The sequence below is a fragment of the Thermogutta terrifontis genome, assembly GCF_002277955.1.
Lineage (GTDB): Bacteria > Planctomycetota > Planctomycetia > Pirellulales > Thermoguttaceae > Thermogutta > Thermogutta terrifontis.
In genome coordinates, this window is record NZ_CP018477.1 from 278,666 (window position 1) to 296,460 (window position 17,795).

Below are 17,795 nucleotides of genomic sequence, written 5' to 3' on the forward strand. Positions count from 1 at the left end.
TCCCCACTTTTCCTCTGCCAACGGGAACCTTCACAGGGGTTCAAATGGGAGCGAGATTCAACCCGGCGGGACCTGCAGAATTTTTCGGAGGGGCACGCTTGTCGTGCCCGATGACGGCGCAATGGATGATCCAACGTCAAACGGCGGACCTGACAGGCAGGTCCCTCCGAGAAATCGTCCGGAGGGGCACGCTTGTCGTGCCCGGCGCAGGCAAATGGAATACCGAACGTTGGTAAACGGACTCCGGGATTTTTCAGAGGGGCACGCTGGTCGTGCCCGATGGCCCTTCCCGCTGCGGCGTCGATAGGGGCGATTCATGAATCGCCCCTATCTAAAACCCACGTGAATTGACAGTGGATTATCCAGGGTCGATAAGCGGACGTGACAGGCAGGTCCCTCCGAGAAATTGTCCGGAGGGGCGCGCTTGTCGTGCCGGTTCGGTTCTCGCTCAGCGTTCTGCCAAACCGGCTCGCAGGGCACCCGTCTGGACGGAACGGGTAAAAGCGAACCCGAACCTGGTTTTGGGTGTCCGTCATCCATGCCGTGTGCTGGACACCGGCCGGATGGTCTGGCCGGGCTCCCCATCACTTGTCGCAATCTCCCCCCAAGGTTAGGATAGCGCTTTTACGGACATACGGACGAGGATGCTATGCGGCACATATTATCGGCTTTAGTGCAGAACGTACCGGGCGTACTCTCCCATATTGCGGGAATGCTCGCCTCACGCGGGTACAATATCGACAGCCTGGCCGTCGGCGAGACAGAAGATCCGCGGCTTTCGCGGATGACTTTCGTCGTGGTCGGGGACGATGCCGTGATCGAGCAGGTCCGAAAACAACTGGAGAAGATCGTCACCGTCGTCCGGGTGGATGACATCAGTTCGCGAGATTATGTGGAGCGCGACCTGATGCTCATCAAGGTGTCGGCCCCGCCGGACCGGCGTGGAGAAATCCGCGAACTGGTGGAAATCTTCCGCGGACGCATTGTCGATGTCGCGCCGGAAAGTATGATAATCGAGATTTCCGGTCAGGAGAAAAAGGTCGAGTCCTTCATCGAGCTGATGCGGCCGTTCGGAATTCTGGAGTTGGCGCGGACCGGGCGCATCGCAATGGTGCGAGGGAGTTCGTCGCTCAGGAATTCTGACAACCACGACGATCAAGCGTTGGCAAATTCTCGTTGCCCCAGTGGTTCCGGTTGATGGGGACCATGGTGCCTGAGGGGCATAGTCCGGGTTTGAATCAGGAGCAAAACCATGCCAGCCAAAATTTACTATGATCAGGATGCGGATCTGTCACTGTTGCAGAAGAAGACGGTGGCCATCATTGGATACGGCTCTCAGGGGCACGCCCATGCCCAAAATCTGAGGGACAGCGGCGTTCGGGTGGTGGTTGCGGAGTTGCCCGGAACCCCGAATTACAAGCTGGCAGTAGAACACGGGTTTCAACCGGTCTCCGCGGAAGAGGCCACCAAACAGGGCGACGTCATTACGATCCTGCTGCCCGACGAAATTCAGCCTGATGTGTTCCGAACCTCGATTCGGCCGCATCTGAAGCCGGGAAACGTCATCGTGTGTTCTCACGGATTCAACGTGCACTACGGGCAGTTCGATATTCCGGAGGGCGTGGCGGCCGTCCTGGTGGCCCCCAAGGGGCCTGGGCATCTCGTGCGCTCGGAATTCGTGAAAGGGGGCGGTGTTCCCTGTCTGGTGGCCAATGGGCCGAACGGCACCGAGGAAACGTTCAAGCTGGCACTGGCCTATGCAAAGGGGATTGGCGGTACCCGGGCAGGCGTCATCGAGACGACCTTCGCCGAGGAAACCGAAACCGACCTCTTCGGTGAGCAGGTGGTCCTGTGTGGTGGTGTCAGCGAGTTGATTTGTGCCGCCTTCGAAACACTTGTCGAGGCCGGTTATCAGCCGGAGCTGGCCTACTTCGAGTGCATGCATGAGCTCAAGCTGATCGTCGATCTCATGTACCAGGGCGGTCTCAGCTACATGCGGTACAGCATTTCCAACACCGCTGAGTACGGCGATTACACCCGCGGCCCACGGATCATCACCGAGCAAACCCGTGCGGAGATGAAGAAGATCCTCAAAGAAATTCAGACCGGCGCATTTGCCAAGGAATGGATTCTGGAGAACAAGGCCAACGCGCCGATGTTTAAGGCCCTCCGAAAGAAAGCACGCGCCCACATGATCGAGGAAGTCGGTCGGAAACTCCGCAAGATGATGAAATGGATCGACGCCAAAGAGGTTTGACGCGTGCTTGGTAATCCCGCGCGTTGAAGATTGAATTTCAGGGGATGTTGCGGGCTTGTTTCACCGGGCACGACAGGCGTGCATTTGCGAACGATTTCTTGGTAGGACCCGCTTGTCGGGTCCGCCTTTCCGGAGGGACCTGCTCGTCAGGTTCGCGTCCCAATTTTGGATGATCCATCCCAATTCACCGGGCACGACAAGCGTGCCCCTCCGACCCCACGGAGGGACCTGCTTGTCAGGTCCGTCGTTCAACGTTTGATCATCCATTGCCTTTTTCCGGTGACTGAAGTCTCGCGCTCCATATGGAGTGCGGCGATTTATCGCCGCTTTCTGGTGAAGGCTTTAGCCTTCACAACGTTGTCGTCGGGCAGGATAGAAACGGAGTGCCGGTCGGGGTGGGACCGAACCTTGCAATCCGTGCAATGTAAGGACGCTTTCCACGGTCCGCTTTTCCGACGTTGGATAAACCATGCTTCCTCACCGGGCACGACAAGCGTGCCCCTCCGACCCCTCGGAGGGACGTGCTTGTCACGTCCGTCGTTTGACGTTGGATCATCCACTGGCGTTTACCGGGGACTGAAGTCCCGCGCGGAAAGCGGTGCTAAAGCCTCGCACTCCACATTCGGCGTTAGCCGGGGATGCGGTCTGAGAAGCCCAAGCCGTATAATGACAAAGCGGCCGAACCACCTGCGTTTTGAGCAAAGGTGGACGCGCGAAAGGCAAGACGGCACACGCGACAATCAAAATATCTTTTCCAAAAGAGGTGAATGTGCCATGGCGGAGGGCTCTTTCAGCGGGAGTGGCTTTCAGTGTCCGTTGCCGCTCAGCTCATCGGACACCATTCAGCTTGCCCACGGCGGGGGCGGCCGACTCATGCGGCAATTGATCACCGAGTTGTTTCTGCCCCAATTTCGGCACACCGGCGAGACCAGCGAGGGCCTTCGCGAGCCGCCGCATGACAGCGCGGAGATCCGCCTCGGCGATGGAACACGGATGGCCTTCACCACCGATTCGTTTGTGGTCAGTCCGCTATTTTTCCCCGGCGGAGACATCGGCAAGCTGGCTGTCTTCGGCACGGTGAACGACCTGGCGATGTCGGGCGCCAAACCGCTGTGGCTGAGTGCCGGATTCATTCTTGAAGAGGGACTGCCCCTGGACACGCTTCGCCGGGTGGTGCAGTCCATGCGCCAGGCCGCCGAGGAGGCAGGGGTCCGCATCATCACGGGTGACACCAAGGTGGTCGATCGGGGAAAAGGGGACGGCATTTACATCAACACGACGGGGCTGGGCTGGATCCCCGAAAACGTGCACATTTCCCCGTCCCGGATTCGGCCGGGGGACAAGATTCTGCTGTCGGGAGACGTCGGCCGCCACGGTATCGCCATCATGTCAGTCCGCGAAGGCTTGCAGTTCGACAATGCCCTGCCGAGTGATTGTGCGCCGCTTCACCGGGTGGTTCGGGCAATGGTGAAGCGCGCCGCCGATGCCATTCATTGCTTGCGGGATTTGACGCGCGGTGGGCTGGCTTCTGCACTCAACGAGCTGGCCATGGACGCCCATGTGGCGATGGTCATCAACGAGCAGGCGATTCCGGTGGAACCTGCGGTGGCGGCCGCCTGTGAACTGCTTGGGCTGGACCCCTATTACGTGGCGAATGAAGGGCGGTTTGTGGCGGTGGTCAGGGCCGACGCGGCTGAGGAACTTCTGGCGGTTTTGCGCGAGCAGGCCGGATGTACCAGCGCCCAGATCATCGGCGAAGTCCAGCCTGCCCCGGCCGGTGTGGTGGAGCTGCGGACGGCCTTAGGGGGTTCACGCGTGCTGGATCTCCTTTCAGGAGAGCAAATGCCGAGGATCTGTTGAAAGCGACATCGCATGCGTGCTGACCCGTGTGGCTTTTCTTAAAGGCAGGCAGTTGCCAAAATAAGGTGGCGATTGTGATCTTGCTTCATTGATGGCGACGATTGCTGGGCGTGTTGCTGTTTGTCGAAAGGAGCTCATCCGATGCGCGCCTGGGTGTTTGGTGTCCTCGGTTTAGCCGGCCTCATGGCAATGGCGGGTACGCAGGTGGCCCGCGGTGAAGGCGGTGACGTGATCTTTGCAGATCGATTTGAAGGAAAGCTGGCTGACGGATGGAAGTGGCTTCGGGAGGAGCCAGGAGCATGGCGGATTCGGGAGGGTGGCCTGGAAATCCGTGCCCTGCCCGGCGATGCCAACACGGTCAAAAACGCGCTTCTCCGACCGGCGCCGGACCGTTCGGCCGGTGCGTTCGCGGTGGAAGTGACGGTTTCCAATCTGACGCCGCCGACCGTCCAGTATGAACAACTGGGAATCACCTGGTACGTGGACGGCAAACCCGTCTTCAAGCTCGTTAAGGAACGGATCGACGGGGGTATTTACATCATTCCTGGACGTAAACCGGTGGAGAACGTGCCCATCCGCCTGCGGCTGATTGTGAAAGGGGACCACTGGATCGCGCAGTATCGCCCGGCGGGAGAGAAAGAATTCCTCACCGCAGCCGAGGGGACCCTTCCCCAACCCAACAATGACGAGGTCAGCCTCCAGTGTTACCATGGGCCGGAAAAGGAAGAGCACTGGATGCGGTTTGAAGACTTCCGCATCGTGCGTTGGCCCCAATAGGGTTAAAACAGGAGAAAGTAAGTAAGCTGCTCCAGTCGGGTTTCGCAGAAAGGTCGCATAACCTGATCGCGTCGTACGGAATTGAATGGCCTCTCTATGCACGGAGAGGGGGTGAGCGAGAAAAATTTCTTGCTGGGCCGACTTGCAAAGGGCCGTCCGGCGTGTACACTATCAGCAGATTTTTCGTTTTGGCCGCGGAGCCATTGCCTGCCTGATTCGAGACGGAGCTGGACTGGCGATCACGGTTAGGATCGCAGGGACAGGACACCGTCACGGTCGTCGGTGCGAAATGGGGCTTCGGGTGAGAGGCACGAGGCTTCCCGCTCGGGCACGCAGAGGGCGATCTAACAGAAAAAGCAGTGTTGGCACATTGAACGGCCGCGGGGCACCGATGCGTCAGCCTGGAGCATCTGGGATGTGGTTCGCCGAGTCTTCCCCACGTAGGATATGCACCTTTGAACTAGGCTGACCGCGGTTTGTCCTCAGGGAAACACCAGGGTTTAGGCGGTAGCACGGCAAGCTCGTCTTCGTCCGTGCGCTGACCCTGCCGCCCAACCCGCTGAGTCGGCAGCTTTGAGTCACCCTTGAGGCGCCCCCGGCCGTCTTATTCTCATCGGCAAGCGCTGTCGCGTTTTTTCTCCCCCGGACTGGCGCGCTGCCCGGTGACAGTGAAACGGTCAATGTCGGTAGGGGCAATTCATGAATTGCCCCCTACCAGGGAGCAGCTTTCGTGATTGCGGCAAAACAACACTCACCGCCAAGGTGGTGAAGGCTAAAGCCTTCACCAAAAAGCGGCGATAAATCGCTGCACTCCATATGGAGCGCGGGACTTCAGTCCCCGGTGAAAGAGAATGGATGATCGAACGTTGCACGGCGGACCTGACAAGCAGATCGCTCCGGAAGAGGTTCCTTCGGCTCGGAGGGGCACGCTTGTCATGCCCGGTGAAACTTTTGGGAGACTGCGTGAACCTCAGCGCAATCGCTTGGGGCGAAGCTGCGCGGCGTTGCGCGAAAGTGTTATCGGCCGCGTTTCTCCTTGCGGCGCCGCTTAAGTTCTTTTTCGCGGAGTTTGCGGAGCTTGGCCTTCTCTTCGGGACGGAGCCGCTTCCCCGTACTGCCTTTCACGCCGCGGAAGATGACGCCGGGGTCTTTCGCTGCCTGGGTCATGAGTTGGTACATCATCTGCATTCGACCGCGGAGCCCCTGGCTGGCCATTTCCCGCATGATCTGTGAGATCGGCTCAAACAGGCGCACGAGCTCGGCGACCTCCTGGGGTTTGACACCCGCCCCAGCAGCGATGCGGCGACGGCGGCTGAGATCGATGATCTCCGGCTTGCGTCGCTCTTCGGGAGTCATGGAGTCGATAATACCGCAGAGTCGGCGGAAAGCGCGGTCCGTGTCCACCTCATCGCCCATGTCTTGGAGCAACTGGGACATGCCCGGCACGAGCTGAATCACCTGGTTGAGTGGCCCCAGTCGGGTGGTTTGCTCCAACAGGCGACGAAAATCTTCGAGAGTGAATTCCCCTTTTTGCAGCCGTTCCTGCTGCCGGAGGGCTTCTTCCTGATCGATTTTCTGCCGGGCCTGTTCGATGAGCGTCATCAAATCGCCCTGGCCGAGGATTCGGCTGGCAATCCGTTCGGGATGGAACTCCTCGAGGGCGTCGGTCCCTTCGCCTGTTCCGATGAATTTGATTGGGACCCCGGTGACGTATTTCACAGAAAGGGCGGCGCCACCTCGCGCGTCGCCATCCAGTTTGGTGAGGATGACACCGTTGAGCGTGAGGGCTTCGTGGAACGCCCGGGCGCTGTTCACGGCGTCCTGGCCCGTCATGGCGTCCACAACCAGATAGACCTGGTCCGGCTGGATGAGGCGGTCGATGGCAGCCAGTTGATTCATGAGGGCCTGATCCACGTGCAGTCGGCCGGCGGTATCCAGAATGGCCACGTTTGCTCCGAGGGCGGGCATCTGTCGGAGGGCGTTGCGGCAGACCACGAGAGGATCGGTGGCGCCTTTTTCGACGTACACCGGCGCACCGATTTTTTCGCCAAGAATCTGAAGTTGTTCGATAGCGGCGGGGCGCTGGAGGTCGGCCGCCACCAGCATCGGTTTGTAACCCCGTTGCTGGAGGTAACGTCCCAGCTTGGCCGCCGTGGTCGTCTTCCCAGATCCCTGAAGACCGCACAACATAATCGTGGACCCCGAGGGCTTGAGATGAAGGTCGTGGTCCACGGGGCCCATCAGGGCAACAAGCTGTTCATAAACAATGGTGAGGAGTTGCTGGGTGGGACGCAGGGACCGCATGACCCGCTCGCCCAGGGCCTCCTGCGAAACTTTTTCGATGAAGGCCTTGACGACCGGCAGGCTCACGTCGGCTTCGAGAAGGGCCTGCTGAACAAGGCGCAGCCCTTCCCGCATGTTGGACTCCGTGAGCTTGCCCTGACCGGCCAGGGTGCGGATCGCTTCGTACAGACCAGCCTGGAGTTTTTCAAACATAAACCCGAATCCTCACCAGTGTGCCCCTCAAAAAACAGATGGAGAAAACCCTGCTCGAGTGATGCGGCCCGACGGGGTGAAAGCGGTCGATCGCCCTTCAGGTCTAGGGGATTCCTTCGCTGCGCGACACGACCACCCCGGGTGCCCCGGTTTGGGATGGTCCCACCGCGTCAACCGCGCACATTCTCAGTTTAAGCTCATCATACTCGGGGCAGGGCCAGGCTGACAATTGGCAAAATGGCTGTCACGCGTGACTTTCATCGGAACCTTTGAATCCGCCACTTTTACATGCTGGATTCTCCCCGTTGTGCGAGAGCGAACCAAATTGGGATTGTCCAAGGTTGGATCGCGGACCTGACAGAGAAATTGGAGGGGCCCGCCTGTCGTGCCCGCTAACCGTAAGTTCAGTCGAAGATCAGTGGGGGTGATTTGTGAATTGCCCCCGACATGAATCCAAACGAATAGCATTGTGCCGCGCGAGTCGCCGTGAAGTGGCGGAGTTGGCAAGCAGGTCCCTGCGGAGCGGGGAGTGGCGATTCATGAATCGCCAATGGATCGCAGGGTGATACGGCCTTTTTTGCCTGCTCTGATGGGACCATCACGAATGGTCCCTACTGACAGGGTATCGACTGGGGGCGCAATCAGAGATTCTCGCCCGACAACGCTTGATTAGGCCTGTATTCCAGCGTAAGATAATGGCAGGGTAAATGAGAATTAATCTCAACAACTAGACTTTATTGAGACATTAACGGTAATGGGGTGCTGAATTGCTGGAATGATTGCGGCGGGCTTGATTTGAGTCGGATATCGGCGTTTGCCGTGTTGCGGAACCGCAATTTTTAAGCCGTCTCCCGTGGCAACAAGTGAATCACGAGGCCGCCATGATTGGATTTGCGTGGAGGAGAGGAAAATTTTGGGGGGATGTTGCCCAGGCTGGTGAGACATTGCTGGCTGACTTGCAGGCCGGGCAGTCCGCGCGCATTACAGCCTTGGACGGGCCTCCGGAGGTAGTTCATCGCTTGCAGGAGTTGGGGCTTCGGCCGGGGACGGTGGTGCGTGTTTTTCGGCCGGGAAATCCGTGTATCGTGTGGCTGGGAGGGAGTAAGCTGGGCGTTCGCATGGACGACGACGTGCGAATCCTCGTGGAAGCATTGCCGGGACATCACGGGCATCCTCACCGGCATCGCCACGGGTGGGGATCGGATCCATCCTCGCAGATGGAATCGGTTGCAACGGCTCCGAAGGCAACTCCCGAGAATTCTTCGGCCGGCACGGCCGGAGAATCGCAGACGCGCTGACCTTCCGACCCGATGCCGGCGGGAAGCCGCGGCATGCCTGTCTCTCCATGGGTGTAGCGTGTTTGCGATTTGATGCCCGTGGCGAAAAAATCTAACCGAGAAATCCCTGCGAAGTCTGCTCGAGGCCGGTTGGCCTGCCATGACACGCGTGACCGCACCCAAAAAGTGTGTTTCGGTTGCCCTGGTCGGGAATCCCAACACGGGAAAATCCACGCTTTTCAGCGCGCTGGTTGGGGTGTACCAACGGGTGGGGAACTATCCCGGCGTGACGGTGGAAAAGCGGACTGGCCGATTCGAGTTCCAAAATCAAACATTCGAGGTTATCGATCTTCCCGGCCTCTACAGTCTTTCTCCCCGCTCTCGGGATGAATTGGTGGCGGTCAATGTGTTGCTTGGCCGAGAGCCGGGCGTGGAGCCCGTCGACGTAATTGTCTGCGTGGTGGATGCCTCCAATCTGGAGCGCAATCTTTACCTGGTAAGCCAGCTTTTGGAGTTGGGGTTGCCCATGGTGGTGGCCCTGACGATGGTCGACGTAGCGGAACGCCAGGGCATTCAGATCGACGTGGAGGAGTTGAGCCGCCGCCTTGGTGTGCCGGTGGTTCCTGTTCAAGCTCATCGCGGAATCGGCGTGGGACGGGTTCGGCAGGTCCTTCACGGATTGATTGAGAAGGGAATACCGCCGTCTCCGCGGTCACCGCTTCCCCGGGAAGTCCAGTTGGAGATTGAACGGATCTTCGAAGATTTGGAGAGTCGTGGCCTGCTTGCCCGAATTTTCGAGCCAGCCAGTGAAGACAGTCGGGCGTCACACTCTCATCGCAGTCCCGCCATTCTCCGGTTCTGGCTGGAGCGGCTCCTTTTGGACGCGGGCGGATTTCTCCGTCAGAATGTCTTGGATGGCAAGCATCCGGATGTGCTGAAACTTTTGGTTGAATCGCAGCAGCGGTTGGAACAGGCGGGCTTCGCCGTTCCGGAAGACGAGACGCATTTCCGCTATGAATGGGTCCGTCAATTGCTTGAGGGAGTCGTCAAAGCACCGGAGCAGCCCCGCATAACGTTGACGGACCGCCTGGACGCCGTGCTCACCCATCGTGTTTGGGGGCTGATGATTTTTGCCGCCGTCATGCTGCTCATGTTCCAGGCGGTGTTTCGGCTGGCAGAGCCGTTCAATCGGGTCATTGATTTCGGGGTGCAAAGCTGCGCTGCTCTGGTAAGATCGCAGCTCCAGCCGGGGGCTTTCCGGGATCTGCTGGTGGACGGGGTCATCAGTGGGGTGGGAGCGGTGCTCACCTTCATCCCTCAAATTGCGATCCTGTTTATCTTTATTGCCATCCTGGAGGATTGCGGTTACGTGGCGCGGGCGGCGGTACTCATGGACCGTTTCATGTCCCGCATCGGCCTGAGCGGCAAATCGTTCATCCCAATGCTTTCCAGCTTTGCATGTGCGGTGCCCGGCATCATGGCCACGCGGACCATCGATAACGAGCGCGACCGCCTGACGACGATTCTCGTCACGCCGCTTTTGACGTGTTCTGCTCGATTGCCGGTGTATGCCCTGTTGATAGCCGTCTTTATTCCGGATTATCGATATCTGGGTGGTGTCGTGGGTTTGCAGGGGCTGGTTCTGGCGAGCCTGTACGTGCTGGGGGTGGCGACTGCGGTGACAGTGGCTCTGCTCCTTAAGCGAACAATCTTCCGCGGTCGGTCGCCCACCTTCGTGATCGAACTTCCCAGCTATAAATGGCCGTCTCCGCGGACGGTTATTTTGCGGGTATGGGAGCGGGTGGTCGTCTTCCTGCGCAATGCCGGGACGATCATCGCGGCGATTTCGGTGCTGGTTTGGGCAGCGCTGTATTACCCGCATGATTCCGCAAGTATCGATAGGAATCTGCTCAACCGCCAGGCTGAATTGCGGGTCTTGATCGAGACGCTTCCCCCGGAATCACCACAACGTGAGGCCTGGGAGAAGGAACTCGATCAAGTCGGTGCGGAAATCGCGGCAGCCTACCAGCGCAATAGCATCCTGGGACGAATGGGACGGGCGATTGAGCCGATCTTCCGTCCGTTGGGTTGGGACTGGCGAATTGGGACGGCGGTTCTGGCCTCGTTTCCCGCCAGGGAAGTGGTGGTTGCGACTTTGGGGGTGATGTTTAATTTGGGAGATATTTCCTCGGACGATGTCACGTCCAGCCAGGAACTCCATGCTCGGCTGCGCTCCGCTACTCGGGAGGGAAGCAATGAGCCGGTATTCAATATCCCTGTGGCCCTGTCCCTGATGGTCTTTTACGCTTTGTGTGCCCAGTGTGCTGCCACTTTGGCGGTTATCCGCCGGGAAACGAATAGCTGGCGCTGGCCGGTTTTCACATTTGCCTACATGACCACGCTGGCCTATCTCGGAGCACTTGTCACATATCAATTGGCCAGTAGAATTTTAACAGGTGGAGCCTGACAAATTTGCGGCATCCTCCTTTGCGGTGGAGGTCCCGAATTGTGAGCGAGTTGGGTACTCATCTGAACATCATGTGGCAGGACGTGGCGGCCTGGCTGACGGTCGTCGTGGCGGCTGTGTATGTCATTTGGTATTTCCGCCGCGGCGAAGGTGGCCATTCAGTGGGGTGCAGCGGTTGCAGCCACTGCCCGATGCTGAGCGAGATCCAGCGCTGAGCGCGCTGAAGCGAGCTTGTCTTCGATGCCAGCGAAGCCTCTTTGGTTGCTTCTCCCATTCGGAGGGACCCGCCTGTCTCCGTTTTTCGACGTTGGATCATCTATTCCCTTGCACCGGGCACGACAAGCGTGCCCCTCCGTTCCGAAGGAACGTCATTCGGAGGGACCTGCTTGTCAGGTCCGGTTCCCAAGCTTGGATCATCCGCTTGACCAATCAAGCCCCGACGGCTCAGTTCGGTTGCGGGTTAAACGGTAGGGGCAATTCATGAATTGCCCCTACGATCTCGGAGGGACCTTTTCCGGAGGGACCCGCTTGTCGGGTCCGTTTTTCGACGTTGGATCATCCATTTCCTTGCCTCGGGCACGACAAGCGTGTTCCTCCGACCTTTCGGAGGAACCTGCCTGTCGCGTCCGCCTGGTGCGAGAGCCGGCTGGCGGATGTGTGATCTGTACGGAATTTGCGGAGGCGGCGAGCCTTTCCTTTTCGCGGAACAAGGCCAATGAAGCAGCATGGGCAGGCAGGATGTTCTAAACTCTTTTGGATCGCCTTCCCGCACGGGGGAGGGACACAAACCAACCAGCGGAACTGGCCCGAGGTCTGCCTGAAGCCGAATGCATCCTCCGTGGGAAAAAACTTTTGATTGGCTGGGAACGACTGGAAACCGCGCGGCGGTTGAGCTCCTCCTTCGCGCACTGAAGTCCGAAACCCTGGGGATCCGCCGGGCGGCTCTGCTGGCCCTGATGCGCAGGCCCGAGAAAGACGCCCACCTCGTGGTGCTCCAGGAGATCGACCGCACCGACGACGGCTGGCGGGATTGTTTCAAGACGCTTCCCAGCGCTTTCCAGGAATTCCTCCGCGACCAACTGGTTCACGGAGATCCCAATCGGCGGCGAGAAGTCTGCCAGTTTCTCGTGGATACAGATCAATTTGACTTCGTCCCGCTACTCGCTCATCTGCTCGAAAACCGCAAGGTGGAGCCACGGGATGCACTTGCCAGCACACTTCACGCCCTGTGCCGCAAACTGGGGACGCTGGTGGAAACCTCGCCGGCGGGGAATGAAGCAACGCACATCATGCGGACCGCCGAGCAGGTTCGTCGGGCTCTCAATATTGCGGCGGATCGCTATGCCAAGCATGAAGCCCCCGAAATCCTGGAGAGTTTGCTCTTGCTTTCGACGGGCTATTCTCGCCTGTTTTTGGAAATCATTCGGCAGCCGGGCCATGCCGCGCGGGGTGTGTTACTGCATCTGCTGACGACCGACACGTCCTCGGCAACGCTGAAAGTGCTGTGCGATTTTCTCAACCAGCCGGACGCCCCCCAGGAAGTATTGCGGATTATTTCGCGGCGGGCAGATCTGCCGTTCCTCCGCCATTGGCTCCACACGGTAAGCAGACCTTTGCCCGCCACAGTTCGACGGCACCTGAAGTCTTTGCGGTCTTTGAAGTTGCTGGAAAACCTGGAGGGCTTGCTGCCAATTCTTGACGAAACGGAGCAGAGTGCGCTGGTGGAAATAGTCGTCCATTCTGGAGTGTCGCGACAGGAGGCCCTTCGCGTTGTTGGCAAGGTTTTGACCGAGGGCCTGCCAGGGGCACGTCGCGCCGCGGCCGAGGCGCTGGCGGATTTCCACGGTGCCGAGGCCAATGAACTGGCATTGCGGGCGATGTCAGATCCCGATCCGCTGGTGCAGGCGGCCATTCTGCCTCAGTTGCGCCAGCGCGGGGTGGTGGGGGCTTTGCCGCACATCATTCGGCTTCTGGAAAGTCCGCACCCTGCCGTTAGGAAGGCCGCCCGAAAATGTCTCCGCGAATTCAGCTTCTCGCGATTTCTTCAGGTCTGGGACCTTCTGCCTGCCGATATTCGGCAGAACACGGGGATGCTGGTGAAGCGGGTGGACGGCCGAACCTCGCTCCTGTTGAGGGCGGAGTTGCTTTCGCCGTTCCGGTTGCGGCGGTTGCGGGCGCTTTCTGTCGCCCAGGAACTCAATTTGGTGCCGCGGGTGGAGTCTGCGATCATCCCGCTGCTGAAAGACGAGGACCACGCCGTGCGGGCGGAGGCAGCGGCTGCCCTCGCCCAAAGCGACTCCGTTTGGAGTTACCAAGCCCTGGTGGATGCCCTAGAGGACCCCAATGCGGTGGTTCGGGCAATCGCTCAGCGGAGCCTGGAGCTGCGGCGACAGCGACAGGAATCGGCAGAGCGGTCTGCCAAGGAAACGGAAAAACCCTCCCCTTCTCAACCCACGGCGACAGCTCCCTCCTCAATGGATGCCGCCAGAGTTGCCCCGGAGAACGCTCCCAGTCCATAGGGTGGTCACCATGTTGTGGAAGCACAAACTCTTGTCATCGAGAATTTGCCGCCTGAATAGCGTGATGCGGCGCTGTGCTGCTCTCCTGTGGCATGGCGTTTTAGCGCTTCTTTGCGCACTCTGGGTGTTTGAACCCGCTGCGTGGGGTCAACGGACGGCCCCCCTGGAATTCCTGCGGCGGGAGTTCCAGCGGCGGCAAACGGGAGAGGTGCTGCCCACAAGCCATTGGAGATGGTACATCCTGGGAGCTCTGGCGTTGGTTGCCGTGCTGGGTGTTGCCGTGTGGATGGTGGAGCGGTTTCGCAGTCGCCGCCCCTACACCAGCCGCTGGCTCCTCTTTCTGGAACTTTGCTGGGTTCACCGATTGCGATGGCGCGAGATTTGGGAGTTGTGGGGTTGGATTCGGCGGGAAAAAATCCATCCTCCCGCCCGAATTTTCTGTGAACCCGAACTGTGGGAGGACCGTGTCGATTTTATGACCCTGGCCGCTGGTGGTCGGGATGGTTCCCCGTGGACGGCGCTCTACGAGCGGTGTTTTGGGCGGCTTACCCCGACGGCGCGAACTCTTGCCCAGGCCAGCCCGGGCAGCGCGGAACCACCGCCGAGGACTGAGGGAAACTGAGCGCGCAGGTGCAGGTCCAGCTCCCGCAGGACGCGCGGCAATCCAGGGACGATGTTAAAAGGCTTTCGTCTGGCCAGGCATCGCGCAGGGATAGATCCCATCTGGCCCTGGTTTGGGTTGGGGCACGCTGTCCCACGTGTAGCCGGACGGTGACAGATCCACCTTTGAATTGATCGCCTCGTCCCAGGTGACGATCTGGCCGGAGTACGTCGCCATGCGCCCCAGGATGGCGGTCATGGTTCCCAGGACGGTGTGATCCACTTCGTTGTAGGGCTGTCCCGCTTGAAATGCGGCGAGAAAGTCGTCCCATTCCAATTGATGTCCATCTGGCCCGCGCTCCACTCTCACAGGTTCCTTGCCTTCCACGTGGATGATGGCGTGGCCGTGGCCTTCAATACTGACGTAACCCTTCGTGCCGTGAGCGTGCTCGGAGAAGCTGTCCCAGCAGCCGGGAATGTGGCGGCAGTAACTGTAGGCGCGGGTGCCGTCTTCATAGGTGAATTCGACGGCGTGATGATCGTAGATTTCGCCGTAATCTTTCCCGATTCGGAACTGGCGGCCGCCCATCCCCTGCGCCGAGACTGGATGCTTGTTGCCCATCATCCAGTTGAGGACGTCCAGATCATGGACATGCTGTTCCACGATGTGGTCACCGGAGAGCCAGGTGAAGTAGTACCAGTTGTTGACCTGGTACTGCATCTCGGTCTGCCCTGGTTTGCGTGGGCGCACCCAGACACCGCTGGAGTTGAAGTAGGCCCGCATGTACTTGATGCGTCCGATTTCGCCATCCCAGATACGGCGGATCATTTCCTTGTGTTTGATTTCGTGTCGGAGGTGGTGTCCCACTGCCACGCGGAGACCTTTTTTCTTGGCTTCTTCGTTGGTGGCGATGATGCGGCGGACTCCCGGGGCATCCACCGCCAGGGGCTTTTCCATGAACACATGTTTTCCGGCCTTAACGGCGGCCTCGTAATGCATCGGCCGAAATCCCGGCGGACTGCACAGAAGGACGATGTCGGCATCGGTTTCCATGAGCTTTTGATAGCCGTCCAGGTCGGTGAAGCGGCGCTCGGGTGGGACATCGACCCGATCGCCGAACCGGCCTTTGAGGGCCTGATAGCTCGCTTCCAGGCGTTCGGGAAAGGCGTCATGGAGGGCGATCAGCCGCACCTGGACGCCCACTTTGTTCGACATCGCGTCCGCCGCCGCGCCTGTTCCTCGGCCGCCGCATCCGGAGAGGGCAATCTTGATCACATCGCTCCCCGCGGCATGAACCGCCGGTATGTGCTGCGATAACAAAACCAAACCCGTGGCAAGCGAGCCCTTCTTCAGAAAATTCCGCCGCGTGTCGTGTTTGCCCAGGGTGGGAAACTCGTTCATGGGTACGCCTCCTCAACATGTTGGAAACGGTGGGTCATAAGGCTGGCACAGCACAGGATGTGCTGGTAGTTTTAACACTCCCACGGGAGAAAATCAAACGGCCCGCATTTGCCGTGCCATCTTTTGTGACCTAGATTACTCATAGCGAGTGGTGCGGTCCTCGAATTTATGGGGAACCAAAAACCCGCACGCGGATCCCGCATGTTCGATGCGAATATGATCCCTTCAATTTGCCGGGTTTGCCGTGGCATTTTGAGCGCGACCCGTTAGGACTGCGCCTGAGAGAAAGCTGAGGGTTAGCAACAATTCGGCCGAAAGGTCTTTTCCAACGGGAGGTTGCAGCGACCGGGTAGTCACACAGTTCTGTCCATTGTGGCCATCCTGAAGGCCAGAACAGATGGCGTCCAATTCCCTCAAGCGGTTTCGCCACCTGTAAAACAACGTCCGATTTCCCATGGAATCCCCTCGGCACACCCCTGGCAGCATGGAGCCCCGCGAGGCGGTGGACCGCTGGCTCAACGAAATGCTCGCCGGCCAGCGGGAGCTCCAAACCGTCCTGGAGGACGCCTTTCGAGAACTGGGGACAGCGGTCGAGGACTGGCTGAAAATCCAGGCGGCGTGCGACGCAGAGCTGCGGGACCGCGAATCGGCACTGGTTCGCCGGGAGCAAGAACTTGCGGCGGCGCTGGCACGTCACCGGGAAACAGAGGAGCAACTTGCGCGTCTGCGGGAGCAGATTGAAAGTCGGGCGGCCGAAGTCGATCGCCGTGCCCGGGAATTGCAGGCGCGGGAGGAAGAGTGGCAGCGGCGTCTCGCCCAGTCCGAGGACCGCGACAAGGAACTTGCCAGGCTCCGCGAGTTGATCGGCGAGCTCCGCGCTTCCCTACAACCGGTGACCACCACGTCCTCCTCCGAACAAACAGTCTCGCGGCAGGAACTGGTTCACTGGCAGCAGAGAGCGGAAGATCTTGAAAACCAACTGGCCGAGGCCGAGCGTCAGAAAGAGCTTTTGGAGGCAGAGGTCAACGTCCTCCGGCATCGCGCGATGGAGTGGCTGGAGATGCTGGCCGATCAGCGGCGTCAGCTTCTTGAAGAACGAAACCGCTGGGCCGGTGAGATCCGTCAGTTCCGTCGCCTCATCGAACTGCTGCTCGACCGTCACCTGGAGCCCGTGCCGGAGGGACACGATGAACACGAGTCCACGACACCACGGGTCATTCCCTACGAACCGCTGGAGGCCCGTTTAACAGGGACCGGCGACGCCTTTCTGGATTCCCTTTCCGCACAATTTGAGCAGCTTCGCAAGGAGTTTGATCACCGTCGCGGAAAAGAGGGGTGACGCGTCGTCGCGGGAGGGTGCGGCAGACGACGGTCATTCACGGCTTTCCCCGCCTGACCAGTCGGCCTCTCCAAGTTGCGGCAAGTCTTCCAGGCTCTGCAGTTTGAAAAGCTCCAGAAACCGCTGCGTGGTGCGGTACTGCGCGGTGCTTTTTCGGGCATCGCCGTCGGGATAGGTGACGGAAATGAGATCCCGCCGGACAAGCTGCGCGAGGATCGCTCCGCTCGGTTTTCCCCGCAGCCGGTTCACCTCTTTCACGGTGATTGGCTGACGATAGGCCACGATCGCCAGAACTTCCAGGGCTTGCTGAGAAAGTCGGACCTGCCGAACTTTGCAGAAAAAACCCTCCCGCAGGCCGTCGAACTCTGGCAGAAGCTTCATTCGGTAACCGCTCTGCTCGAAGACGATTCGATAGGGCCGACCACTCGCCTCGTACTGGGCATTGAGCTCAGAAACAAGGCGTGCGATCTCATCGGGGCGGACACCGCGCATGATTTCAGCGGCCTGGGCGGGGGACAGCGGCTCGTTACGCGGATGGCCCACGAAAAGGAGGGCTTCCAGAATGCTTTTGGGATTGACCGGAATGGAGGACGGGGCCGGTGCGCCGACCGATTGGTCGTCGGAAGGCGTGGACGCGGATTCGGTATGAGGAGGACCAGCTTCGGCAGATGGAGATTGGTTGCTCAGAGGCTGGCCGGTGGCCTCGGCGAACGCCCGAGCGAGGTCCTCCAGCGTCACCGCTTCTTCCGGAAGGGATTCGTCGGAGGGAGGATGAAAATCGCCCGCCTGTGCCACCACCAA

13 protein-coding genes are annotated in these 17,795 nt (G+C 59.6%); 10 read left to right on the forward strand and 3 right to left on the reverse strand.

Annotated features, from left to right (window positions below; translation table 11 throughout):
- Positions 1-649 precede the first annotated feature (649 nt).
- From ilvN to THTE_RS01075, 4 genes are all read left to right on the forward strand, one after another.
- The gene (gene ilvN / locus THTE_RS01055; protein ID WP_095413686.1) at positions 650-1,198 is read left to right on the forward strand and encodes an acetolactate synthase small subunit; all 549 of its coding nucleotides are present in this window, start codon (positions 650-652) and stop codon (positions 1,196-1,198) included.
- A gap of 54 nt (positions 1,199-1,252) precedes the next feature.
- Positions 1,253-2,257, forward strand: coding sequence for a ketol-acid reductoisomerase (ilvC, locus tag THTE_RS01060; RefSeq protein WP_095413687.1), 1,005 nt, complete (start codon positions 1,253-1,255; stop codon positions 2,255-2,257).
- Between the two features lie 774 nt (positions 2,258-3,031).
- The gene (gene hypE / locus THTE_RS01070; protein WP_095416716.1) at positions 3,032-4,117 is read left to right on the forward strand and encodes a hydrogenase expression/formation protein HypE; all 1,086 of its coding nucleotides are present in this window, start codon (positions 3,032-3,034) and stop codon (positions 4,115-4,117) included.
- Between the two features lie 141 nt (positions 4,118-4,258).
- Positions 4,259-4,894 carry a hypothetical protein gene (locus THTE_RS01075; protein WP_095413689.1) on the forward strand — a complete coding sequence of 212 codons (636 nt, stop codon included), beginning with the start codon at positions 4,259-4,261 and terminating at the stop codon, positions 4,892-4,894.
- A 1,017-nt stretch (positions 4,895-5,911) separates the two neighbouring features.
- Here THTE_RS01075 and ffh read toward each other — a convergent pair.
- Entirely contained in the window at positions 5,912-7,390 is a 1,479-nt protein-coding gene (gene ffh, locus THTE_RS01080; RefSeq protein ID WP_095413690.1) for a signal recognition particle protein, read from the reverse strand.
- A gap of 881 nt (positions 7,391-8,271) precedes the next feature.
- Here ffh and THTE_RS01085 point away from each other — a divergent pair.
- The 5 genes from THTE_RS01085 to THTE_RS01105 all read left to right on the forward strand — a co-directional run bounded on the left by THTE_RS01085 (position 8,272) and on the right by THTE_RS01105 (position 14,275).
- Complete coding sequence (locus THTE_RS01085; protein ID WP_095413691.1) at positions 8,272-8,688, forward strand: FeoA family protein; 417 nt, start codon at positions 8,272-8,274, stop codon at positions 8,686-8,688.
- A 139-nt stretch (positions 8,689-8,827) separates the two neighbouring features.
- Positions 8,828-11,134, forward strand: coding sequence for a ferrous iron transport protein B (feoB, locus tag THTE_RS01090; protein ID WP_095413692.1), 2,307 nt, complete (start codon positions 8,828-8,830; stop codon positions 11,132-11,134).
- A 41-nt stretch (positions 11,135-11,175) separates the two neighbouring features.
- On the forward strand, positions 11,176-11,349 hold the full coding sequence (locus THTE_RS17790) for a hypothetical protein (protein ID WP_157731586.1): 174 nt from the start codon (positions 11,176-11,178) through the stop codon (positions 11,347-11,349).
- A gap of 612 nt (positions 11,350-11,961) precedes the next feature.
- Positions 11,962-13,653 (forward strand): HEAT repeat domain-containing protein, encoded by a 1,692-nt coding sequence (locus tag THTE_RS01100; RefSeq protein ID WP_095413694.1) that lies wholly within the window; start codon positions 11,962-11,964, stop codon positions 13,651-13,653.
- Between the two features lie 10 nt (positions 13,654-13,663).
- Entirely contained in the window at positions 13,664-14,275 is a 612-nt protein-coding gene (locus THTE_RS01105) for a hypothetical protein (RefSeq protein WP_157731588.1), read from the forward strand.
- A gap of 54 nt (positions 14,276-14,329) precedes the next feature.
- On the opposite strand, the gene THTE_RS01110 is transcribed toward THTE_RS01105, so the two are convergent.
- Positions 14,330-15,655: a Gfo/Idh/MocA family protein gene (locus THTE_RS01110; RefSeq protein WP_095413696.1), complete on the reverse strand. Its 1,326-nt coding sequence runs from the start codon at positions 15,653-15,655 to the stop codon at positions 14,330-14,332.
- A gap of 484 nt (positions 15,656-16,139) precedes the next feature.
- Between THTE_RS01110 and THTE_RS01115 the strand changes: the two genes are divergently transcribed.
- Complete coding sequence (locus THTE_RS01115; RefSeq protein ID WP_095413697.1) at positions 16,140-16,994, forward strand: coiled-coil domain-containing protein; 855 nt, start codon at positions 16,140-16,142, stop codon at positions 16,992-16,994.
- Positions 16,995-17,027: 33 nt separating this feature from the next.
- Here the strand turns inward: THTE_RS01115 and scpB are convergent, their stop codons facing one another.
- Entirely contained in the window at positions 17,028-17,792 is a 765-nt protein-coding gene (gene scpB, locus THTE_RS01120) for an SMC-Scp complex subunit ScpB (protein ID WP_157731590.1), read from the reverse strand.
- Positions 17,793-17,795 lie beyond the last annotated feature (3 nt).

What these genes read in the sequence shown, in the direction of transcription:
- ilvN (WP_095413686.1), top strand. Translation starts at nt 650, where the DNA reads ATGCGGCACATATTATCGGCTTTAGTGCAGAACGTACCGGGCGTACTC.
- ilvC (WP_095413687.1), top strand. Translation starts at nt 1,253, where the DNA reads ATGCCAGCCAAAATTTACTATGATCAGGATGCGGATCTGTCACTGTTG.
- hypE (WP_095416716.1), top strand. Translation starts at nt 3,032, where the DNA reads ATGGCGGAGGGCTCTTTCAGCGGGAGTGGCTTTCAGTGTCCGTTGCCG.
- THTE_RS01075 (WP_095413689.1), top strand. Translation starts at nt 4,259, where the DNA reads ATGCGCGCCTGGGTGTTTGGTGTCCTCGGTTTAGCCGGCCTCATGGCA.
- ffh (WP_095413690.1), bottom strand. Translation starts at nt 7,390, where the DNA reads ATGTTTGAAAAACTCCAGGCTGGTCTGTACGAAGCGATCCGCACCCTG.
- THTE_RS01085 (WP_095413691.1), top strand. Translation starts at nt 8,272, where the DNA reads ATGATTGGATTTGCGTGGAGGAGAGGAAAATTTTGGGGGGATGTTGCC.
- feoB (WP_095413692.1), top strand. Translation starts at nt 8,828, where the DNA reads ATGACACGCGTGACCGCACCCAAAAAGTGTGTTTCGGTTGCCCTGGTC.
- THTE_RS01100 (WP_095413694.1), top strand. Translation starts at nt 11,962, where the DNA reads ATGCATCCTCCGTGGGAAAAAACTTTTGATTGGCTGGGAACGACTGGA.
- THTE_RS01105 (WP_157731588.1), top strand. Translation starts at nt 13,664, where the DNA reads ATGTTGTGGAAGCACAAACTCTTGTCATCGAGAATTTGCCGCCTGAAT.
- THTE_RS01110 (WP_095413696.1), bottom strand. Translation starts at nt 15,655, where the DNA reads ATGAACGAGTTTCCCACCCTGGGCAAACACGACACGCGGCGGAATTTT.
- THTE_RS01115 (WP_095413697.1), top strand. Translation starts at nt 16,140, where the DNA reads ATGGAGCCCCGCGAGGCGGTGGACCGCTGGCTCAACGAAATGCTCGCC.